Source organism: Polaromonas sp. (assembly GCF_030682935.1).
GTDB lineage: Bacteria > Pseudomonadota > Gammaproteobacteria > Burkholderiales > Burkholderiaceae_C > Polaromonas.
Genome location: NZ_JAUXNA010000189.1, coordinates 1 through 7587, shown reverse-complemented (window position 1 = coordinate 7587; position 7587 = coordinate 1). Strand labels below are relative to the sequence as shown.

10 protein-coding genes are annotated in these 7587 nt (G+C 62.6%); 3 read left to right on the top strand and 7 right to left on the bottom strand.

Annotation, left to right across the window (positions count from 1 at the left end; translation table 11 throughout):
- The 3 genes from Q8K05_RS08525 to Q8K05_RS08515 all read right to left on the bottom strand — a co-directional run.
- On the bottom strand, positions 1-594 hold a 594-nt coding region (locus Q8K05_RS08525; RefSeq protein WP_305246204.1), incomplete at its 3' end, for a SulP family inorganic anion transporter.
- A 336-nt stretch (positions 595-930) separates the two neighbouring features.
- A complete protein-coding gene (gene trxC, locus Q8K05_RS08520; protein ID WP_305246203.1) occupies positions 931-1374 on the bottom strand; it encodes a thioredoxin TrxC in 444 nt (147 codons plus the stop codon).
- On the bottom strand, positions 1374-1712 hold the full coding sequence (locus tag Q8K05_RS08515; protein WP_305246202.1) for a hypothetical protein: 339 nt from the start codon (positions 1710-1712) through the stop codon (positions 1374-1376). The genes trxC and Q8K05_RS08515 overlap by 1 nt, the downstream gene beginning before the upstream one ends.
- A 286-nt stretch (positions 1713-1998) precedes the next feature.
- Here Q8K05_RS08515 and Q8K05_RS08510 point away from each other — a divergent pair, with 286 nt between their 5' ends.
- Positions 1999-3270 carry a DEAD/DEAH box helicase gene (locus Q8K05_RS08510; protein ID WP_305246201.1) on the top strand — a complete coding sequence of 424 codons (1272 nt, stop codon included), beginning with the start codon at positions 1999-2001 and terminating at the stop codon, positions 3268-3270.
- 4 nt (positions 3271-3274) lie between these two features.
- On the opposite strand, the gene Q8K05_RS08505 is transcribed toward Q8K05_RS08510, so the two are convergent.
- The 3 genes from Q8K05_RS08505 to Q8K05_RS08495 all read right to left on the bottom strand — a co-directional run bounded on the left by Q8K05_RS08505 (position 3275) and on the right by Q8K05_RS08495 (position 4338).
- Positions 3275-3604, bottom strand: a complete 330-nt coding sequence (locus tag Q8K05_RS08505) for a DUF6172 family protein (RefSeq protein WP_305246200.1) — start codon at positions 3602-3604, stop codon at positions 3275-3277.
- 307 nt (positions 3605-3911) lie between these two features.
- Positions 3912-4154 carry a hypothetical protein gene (locus Q8K05_RS08500; RefSeq protein WP_305246199.1) on the bottom strand — a complete coding sequence of 81 codons (243 nt, stop codon included), beginning with the start codon at positions 4152-4154 and terminating at the stop codon, positions 3912-3914.
- Positions 4141-4338, bottom strand: a complete 198-nt coding sequence (locus tag Q8K05_RS08495) for a hypothetical protein (protein WP_305246198.1) — start codon at positions 4336-4338, stop codon at positions 4141-4143. The genes Q8K05_RS08500 and Q8K05_RS08495 overlap by 14 nt, the downstream gene beginning before the upstream one ends.
- 642 nt (positions 4339-4980) lie before the next feature.
- Between Q8K05_RS08495 and Q8K05_RS08490 the strand changes: the two genes are divergently transcribed.
- Positions 4981-5253, top strand: coding sequence for an oxidative damage protection protein (locus Q8K05_RS08490; protein ID WP_305246197.1), 273 nt, complete (start codon positions 4981-4983; stop codon positions 5251-5253).
- 25 nt (positions 5254-5278) lie between these two features.
- Positions 5279-7189 (top strand): FAD-dependent 5-carboxymethylaminomethyl-2-thiouridine(34) oxidoreductase MnmC, encoded by a 1911-nt coding sequence (mnmC, locus tag Q8K05_RS08485; protein ID WP_305246196.1) that lies wholly within the window; start codon positions 5279-5281, stop codon positions 7187-7189.
- A gap of 72 nt (positions 7190-7261) precedes the next feature.
- On the opposite strand, the gene Q8K05_RS08480 is transcribed toward mnmC, so the two are convergent.
- Positions 7262-7587: ABC transporter substrate-binding protein (locus Q8K05_RS08480; RefSeq protein WP_305246195.1), on the bottom strand; the 326-nt coding region annotated here is incomplete at its 5' end.

Here is a 7587-nt window from a genome sequence, read left to right as displayed (position 1 = left end):
AGGCAACTCGCCCATGTCGCCCACGGTGCGAATGTCCAGCTTGAGCGCCATCGCCACGCCGGTGAGCACAACGATGGTGATCAGCGGCGAAGGCACCGCCTTGGTGATGTACGGAAAGCCGTAAATGATGACCAGACCGGCGGCAGTCATGGCGTAGACCACCCAGCTGACATGGGTCAGCTCCGGCAGCTGCGCCAAAAAGATCAGGATGGCCAGCGCGTTGACAAAGCCGGTGATGACCGAGCGCGAGACAAAGCGCATCAGCACGCCGAGCTTGAGAAACCCGGCAGCGATTTGCAGCACGCCCGTCAGCACCGTGGCGGCCAGCAGGTACTGCAAGCCGTGGTCCTTGACCAGGGTAACCATGACCAGCGCCATGGCGCCGGTGGCCGCCGAGATCATGCCGGGACGTCCGCCGGTAAAGGCGATGATCACGGCGATGCTGAACGAGGCGTAAAGGCCGACCTTGGGATCGACACCGGCGATGATGGAAAAGGCGATCGCCTCGGGAATCAGGGCAAGCGCCACAACCAGGCCCGCGAGCAGGTCGCCCCGGACGTTGCCGAACCAGTCCTGGCGGATGGAAGAATAAATTGTTTTCAATGGATAAGGACGGCGCCAGGCGTGAGCCTGGGCGGCCATGAGTCGATGGGGAAACGAGGAGTGAGCCGCTGCAGCCGCAAGGGCTGCCGGGTTCGGCGGGCAGTGGGCGACGGGCGCCCGAAGTGACGACCTAGGGCGGTGTCACGGCGCAAAAGTAGCCGCGCGGAAGCTCGCTGCCCGGGTAGACAACCGGGGTGCGGGACAGCGTGCGGCAGGGCTGGTGCATTGGAGGATTGTAGCCATCCGGTTCAAATGGCCCGCTGGCCGATGGCGAAAAGGACAAAGTGCAACAGCGGTTTCATCCCCCGCAGCCCCAAGCCAGCCGATTCAGGCCAGGTGCGAGCGCGTCCAGCGCACGATGTCTGCAGCGCCCATGGCGCCGGGCTGGCGCGCCACTTCACGGCCATTGACGAACAGAGCCAACGTCGGAATGCTGCGAATATTGAAGCGCGCACCCAAAGCCTGGGCTTCTTCGGTGTTGACCTTGACCACGCGAACGTCAGGCTCCAACTGCGCCGCTGCCTGCGCGTAGGCCGGCGCCATCTGCTTGCACGGGCCGCACCACGGCGCCCAGAAGTCGACCAGCACCGGGATCTGGTTGCGCGCAATATGGCGCTCAAACGCGGCTTCGTCCAGTTCAGCCGGGTGCCCGGTGAACAGCACCTGGTGGCAACTTCCGCAATCAGGGGCCTTGGCCAGGTCAGCGCGCTTCACGCGGTTGGTGGTGCGGCAGTGCGGACACACGATGTGCAGGGCGTCGGTCGTGGGCATTATTTTCCTTCCCGGGGCTGGCGCATCGCGCGCGCTATGGCTTGGCGGGCTTGCTGCTCGGCCGCAAGCGCAGGGTCCAGCGGTGAGCGGCACAGGCCCGCGTACTGGTAGTTGACGTTTTCGTAAACCTCGGCGGCGGCCGGGTGCGTGTCGAGCAGGGCATGCAACTCGGTGTTGGACTCCACCTCATGGAGTTCATTGACCAGGTGCAGCACCACCGAGCGGTATTGCTCAGCCCCGACCGGCTGGGCGCTGTGCTCCAGCCGTTCAAGCAACTCGGCCAGCACGTGGGTCACGGTCAGGCTTGCGGTGTTGGGAAAAGCTTTGGCGTTGTTCATGCTTTGAAACTGGGGGGTTTCTGCCCAAATGCAAGCGCCATGCAGACCGCCAAGGCGCTGTGGCGCCTCCATCCATAAGTTTTAATAAAAAATGCCAGTAGCCCAATATTCACGGGAACAATTAGCTATTTATTTTATAGCAACCACCAAGCGCTTAAAATGATGGCTTCGGGCGGCAACGCATCGCCAGTGCCCTTTGCGCTTGCCTTCACGCGATTCACCCGCCGCCCCATGCCGGCGCCAACAGCCGCTAGCCGCCCTCCACTTTTTCTTGAAACCCTTGCTCATGCCATTTTCATCACTGGGCTTTTCGTCCGCCCTGCTGCCCGCACTGTTGCAAGCCCTTGCCGAGAAAGGCTACAGCGCGCCCACGGCGATTCAGGCCGAAGCCATTCCGGCGATTTTGCAGGGACGCGATGTGCTCGGCTCGGCCCAAACCGGCTCGGGTAAAACGGCAGCATTTGCGCTGCCCATGTTGCAGCAACTGGCCGAAACGCCCCCCGCATCAGGGCGGCGCGTGCGCGGGTTGGTGCTGGTGCCGACGCGCGAGCTGGCGGCCCAGGTGGGCGAATCGATTGTCAGCCTGGCCAAGTACCTGCCGCAGCGCGTCAAGGTGGCGGTGGTGTTTGGCGGCGTGTCCATCAACCCGCAAATGATGAACCTGCGCGGCGGCGCCGACATCATGGTGGCCACGCCGGGGCGTCTGCTGGACCTGATCGAGCACAACGCGCTGAGTCTTGAATCGGTGACCACGCTGGTGCTGGACGAGGCCGACCGCCTGCTCGACATGGGTTTTGGGGAGGAACTGGGCCGCATTCTGGCGTTGCTGCCGGCGCAGCGACAAAACCTGTTCTTTTCAGCCACTTTTCCGCCAGCCATTGAAGCGCTCGCCGAAAGCATGCTGCACAACCCCCTGCGCGTTGAAGTGCAGGCGGCCGCGCAAACCGAGCCCGACATTACCCAGCGGGCGATTGAAGTGGACGCCCCCCGGCGAACCCAGTTGCTGCGCCACCTGGTGCAAACCGAGGGCTGGAACCGGGTGCTGGTGTTTGTGGCGACCAAGCACGCAGCCGAAATCGTGGCGGACAAGCTGCGCAAGGCCGACATTGAAGCCGAGCCCTTTCATGGCGAACTGAGCCAGGGCAAGCGGCAGCAGGTGTTGCAGGACTTCAAACTGAAGATTTTGCAGGTGGTGGTGGCCACCGATGTGGCCGCCCGGGGACTCGACATTGCCCAGCTGCCGGTGGTGGTGAACTACGACCTGCCGCGCTCAGCCGTCGACTACACGCACCGCATTGGCCGCACCGGCCGTGCCGGCGAAAGCGGCGTGGCCATCACTTTTGTAACCGCCGACACCGATGCGCACTTCCGGCTGATTGAAAAACGCCAGCGCCTGAGCGTGCCGCGCGAGCAGGTGGCGGGTTTTGAGCCGGTTGAAACCGGCGGCCCCAGCGCACATGATCCGTCGTCGACGGGCGGCATCAAGGGCAAACGCCCGAGCAAAAAGGACAAACTGCGCGAAGCAGCGGCGCGCAGCCAGCCGCCACACAAAGAGTAAGGGCCTATTCGCTGTCGAAGTCGTTCTCGACCGCAGCGTTTTCGTCACGCGGCCGGGCGGTGCGGTGGCCATGCTTGGTCACCACCTCGACATAAAACTGCGCGCCACCGTCTTTGGCCACCGTGTCGATCAAGTCGGTAATGGTGGCAAAGTGAACCACGGCAGCGTCGGCTTCGCTGTTGCCGAACTTGCAGTCAAAGTCCCAGAAATCAACGCCCTCTGGCAAGGCCCGGTTACGTTCGCGCTTGACATACTTGCGGATGTCGTGTTTGGCGGCCTCCAGCAAGCGATCGCGGTTCTTGCCTTCAATATTCAATTGGTAGGTTTTTCTCATGGGATTGTCCTTGGGTGTTATTGGGCGCCAGTGGGTCGGCACACGCTGTGGTGAATGCGAGGTCCCCCAAACGGGGGTGATTCGGATGCGCTCGATTATCGGGCCAAGGCTTGGGCGAAATAATGCAATGGCGACAGGCCGATGCCGAGATTCATTTCGGACAAGTGACTGGGCCTGTCGATATCGACCCGCCCAATAAGAATGGCCCGGACAAATGCCGGGCCACGAAGAGGTTTTTATCGCTGCCTTGAAGTCAGCCAGGCCAGCTGCGGTTTACCCCACAGCACACCCAACCGACCTGGAAGCATCAGGTTGCCGCGTTTTCCAGCGCCTCATCCAGCGCCTTGCAGGACGGTGCGCACACAGCCTGTGACTTGCCCAGTACCTTTCGCGTGCCCATCATGGAGCGGGCGCGGTGCTTTCCACACATAAAGCACGACATGGTGGCGGCACCAAAAGACGTGGTGGCCGCGAACGGGGAGCCCGACACCTTGGACTTATAACGCAGGCCGTCTGCGAGGACAGCGGTTTTAGCATCAGCTCTTGCCATAATTTAGATCTTCCTTGAATGAGGTTATTGAATGCTTGGTGGCCTGCCGCTCTGCAGCGAGCGAGGCGTCCAGCGCGAAAGGGAAGAGGTCCGCACACAGCGAGCTTACGTTTTGATTCAGCTCGGCCAGCACATGGACAGCCGTCAGATCGATTTTGTGCGCTGCTGATCTGGTATCGTTCATCTGAAAATATGGAGCTTGTTTCCCCAAATACAAGCGCCTTACCAACCGTCAATCGGCACGCAGCCCCCTTGCTGGCAACGCGCCGGTCCCGTTGTCGCGTCGACTGAGTCAGCTGGGCACGCTATCTTTTGTATAGCTATTAGCGCTTGTTTGACGAGGGTTAAAGACGGATTTTAACGTAAAAATAAACTCAGGAAGTTTTTCCTGAGTTTTTGAAAGGGTTTTCGCCGGGAGTCAGCTTTTACGTTTTTCTAAAAAACCGGCTGCCATCGAGTAGCCATGCGCGCAAGTCGCGTCCGTTTTAGTCACCCCCAACGCACCGGCAAGAAAGCCTGCGAAGCAAGCCCGCGTGCACAAGGAAACGGGCAACTCAGCGTTTCAGCCGACCGAAGCGGGAGCCAAGCCGGCGGCACGCGACTACTCCGAGGGCCTGCCAGCGCAAAGGCTAATGCCAGGTGGGTGGAAACATTCATAAAATGGCGTTGTGCGATCGTTGTCTGTTTTCTGGGTTCAGGTGCATTTACATGCAATTTAATGAGGAACCTGGATTCTGGAAGCGACGACGAAAAACAGGAACGAATAAGAATTCATTTCCTCATACCCAAAACATCTGCAACTACATTTCTCACGAAAGAATCCCCCATGGCACGTCTCGTTCAATGCATCAAGCTCGGTAAAGAAGCGGAAGGACTGGACTTCCCCCCGTATCCCGGCCCTCTGGGCAAGCGGCTCTGGGAAGAAGTCAGCAAGGAAGCCTGGGCCGAATGGATGAAGCAGCAAACCATGCTGGTCAACGAAAACCGGCTCAATCTGGCCGATGCCCGGTCGCGCCAGTACCTGGCACGCCAGATGGAAAAGCATTTCTTTGGCGACGGCGCAGACGTTGTGCAAGGCTACGTCCCCCCCAGCGCATAAGCGCCCGCGCCACAACGCCCCCCGGATGCCCGAGCAGATTGAATGGCTGGAAGACGGCACCCCAGGCGGCAGCCCTTACAGCCCGCGCTTTGGCGACCGTTACCGCAGTGAACTGGGCGGGCTGAACCAGGCCCGCGAGGTTTTTCTGAAAGGCTGCGGCCTGCCCGATGCGTGGGCCCGCCAGCCGCAATGGTGCGTGCTGGAAACCGGCTTTGGCCTGGGCCTGAACTTTCTGGTGACCTGGGCCGCCTGGAAGGCCGACCCGCTGCGCCCTCGCCTGCTGCACTTTGTGTCAACCGAGGCCTTTCCGGCCAGCGCGGGGGATATGCTGCGCAGTGCCCAAAACCACCCTGAACTTTTGCCTTTTGCACGGGAATTGCAGCGCCAGTTCTGGGGCCTGCTGCCCGGCCTGCACCGGCTGGTCTTTGAAGGCGGCCAAGTGCTGCTGACCCTGTGCATTGGCGACGCCAAAGCGATGCTGCGCGAGCAAACGTTTGAAGCCGACTCGGTCTACCTCGACGGTTTCAGCCCGGAGCGCAACCCGGACATCTGGGACGCGCATACCTTCAAGGCGGTGGCGCGCTGCTGCCGCCGCGGCACGCGGGTGGCCACCTGGACGGTGGCGCGCAGCGTGCGCGATGCACTAGCCCAATGCGGCTTTGTGGTGCAAAAAACCCCGGGCACACCGCCCAAACGCGACAACCTGCAGGGCCGTTTCGACCCCGCCTGGACGCCCAAAAAAATCCAGCCCGCCGCTGAGCGCCGGGCGGCCGCCACCTGCGTGGTGATTGGCGCCGGCATCGCCGGTGCGGCCGTCGCCGCCAGTCTGGCGCGCCGTGGCTGGCAGGTGCTGGTGCTGGATGCGGGTGCAGCGCCAGCCGCTGGAGCGTCTGGGCTGCCGGCCGGCGTGCTGGCGCCCCATGTCTCGCCCGACGACAGCCTGCTGTCACGCCTGTCGCGCAGCGGCATCCGGGCAACGCTGCAGCAGGCTGGCACCCTGCTGCAAACCGGCCGCGACTGGTGCCCCACCGGCGTGCTGGAGCACTGCGTGGCGCACGCGCGCAAGCTGCCCGCTGCGTGGCAACACGCACTGACTAATGCTGCGCACGACTGGACACGCCCAGCCAGCCCCAGGCAGCTGGCGCAGGCCGGCTTGCCGCCCGACACCCCGGCGCTGTGGCATGTGCCGGCCGGCTGGATCAAACCGGCGGCGCTGGTCCAGGCCTGGCTGGCCACCCCGGGCGTGACATGGCGCGGCCATGCCGCAGCACACCAGCTGGTCCGGCAAGGCGATGGGTGGCAAGTACTTGACGCGGCCGGCCAAGAACTGGCCCGCGCTGAACTGGTGGTGCTGGCAGCGGGCTATGGCAGCCGGGCCCTGGCTGAATCAGCGCGCCCTGCAGGTTCTCCGCCGTTGGCCCTGCAGGCCATTCGCGGTCAGGCATCGTGGGGCATGCACACACCGGACACCATCGATGCAATGCCGCCTTTTCCGGTCAATGGCCACGGCAGCCTGGTGCCTGCGTTGCCCCTGGACGGTTTGGATCGCGTGGCCTGGGTCACCGGCTCCACGTTCGAGCGGGACAACGCCCACGCCGAAATCCGGCCAGAGGACGAGCAGCACAATTTCAGCAAACTGCAAACCCTGCTGCCGGTTGCCGCCGAACGGCTGGCGGCTCAATTCGAAAGTGGCCAGGTGCACGCCTGGGCGGGCGTTCGCTGCGCAACACCGAGCCGCCTGCCGGCGCTGGGCCCCCTGGCGCCGCCCAATTTGTGGGTTTGCAGCGGCATGGGATCGCGCGGCCTGACGCTGGCCGCACTGTGCGCCGAACTGCTGGCAGCCAAACTGCATTCCGAGCCCTTGCCGCTGGAGCAGCGCCTGGCCGATGCGCTCATGCCCCCCTTCGCGGGGCTGGCGCCGGCATCGTCAGGCTGAACAAAATTCAAGAAAAAAGCAGCTTTAGCCCAATAGAAACGGGCGCAACCAGCTACTATATTCATAGCAAAATCACTTCATGGCTTCGGCCGGGCGGCGTGCTTTGACGTAAGCGTCAGAAGGCAAATAGGCCTTGCCGTCGGCATAGCGCCACTGCACCATCGTGCCCTTGTTGCCGCGCAAATCCAGCTTGCCGACGTAAGCGCCCATGGTGGACTGGTGGTCGATGGCGCGGAACTCGGCCGGGCCAAACGGGGTAGAAAATTTCAGGCCGCGCAGCGCCGTCACCAGCTTTTCGTTGTCCGTGGAATTGGCCTTTTTGATGCCGGCAAAAATAGCCTGCATGGTGGAATAGCCCACGACCGAGCCCACTTTCGGGTATTCCTTGAAACGCCGGT

Coding starts and splice junctions, on each gene's coding strand:
- mnmC (WP_305246196.1), top strand. CDS start 5,279: ATGCCCGAGCAGATTGAATGGCTGGAAGACGGCACCCCAGGCGGCAGC.
- Q8K05_RS08500 (WP_305246199.1), bottom strand. CDS start 4,154: ATGGCAAGAGCTGATGCTAAAACCGCTGTCCTCGCAGACGGCCTGCGT.
- Q8K05_RS08490 (WP_305246197.1), top strand. CDS start 4,981: ATGGCACGTCTCGTTCAATGCATCAAGCTCGGTAAAGAAGCGGAAGGA.
- Q8K05_RS08510 (WP_305246201.1), top strand. CDS start 1,999: ATGCCATTTTCATCACTGGGCTTTTCGTCCGCCCTGCTGCCCGCACTG.
- Q8K05_RS08515 (WP_305246202.1), bottom strand. CDS start 1,712: ATGAACAACGCCAAAGCTTTTCCCAACACCGCAAGCCTGACCGTGACC.
- Q8K05_RS08505 (WP_305246200.1), bottom strand. CDS start 3,604: ATGAGAAAAACCTACCAATTGAATATTGAAGGCAAGAACCGCGATCGC.
- trxC (WP_305246203.1), bottom strand. CDS start 1,374: ATGCCCACGACCGACGCCCTGCACATCGTGTGTCCGCACTGCCGCACC.
- Q8K05_RS08495 (WP_305246198.1), bottom strand. CDS start 4,338: ATGAACGATACCAGATCAGCAGCGCACAAAATCGATCTGACGGCTGTC.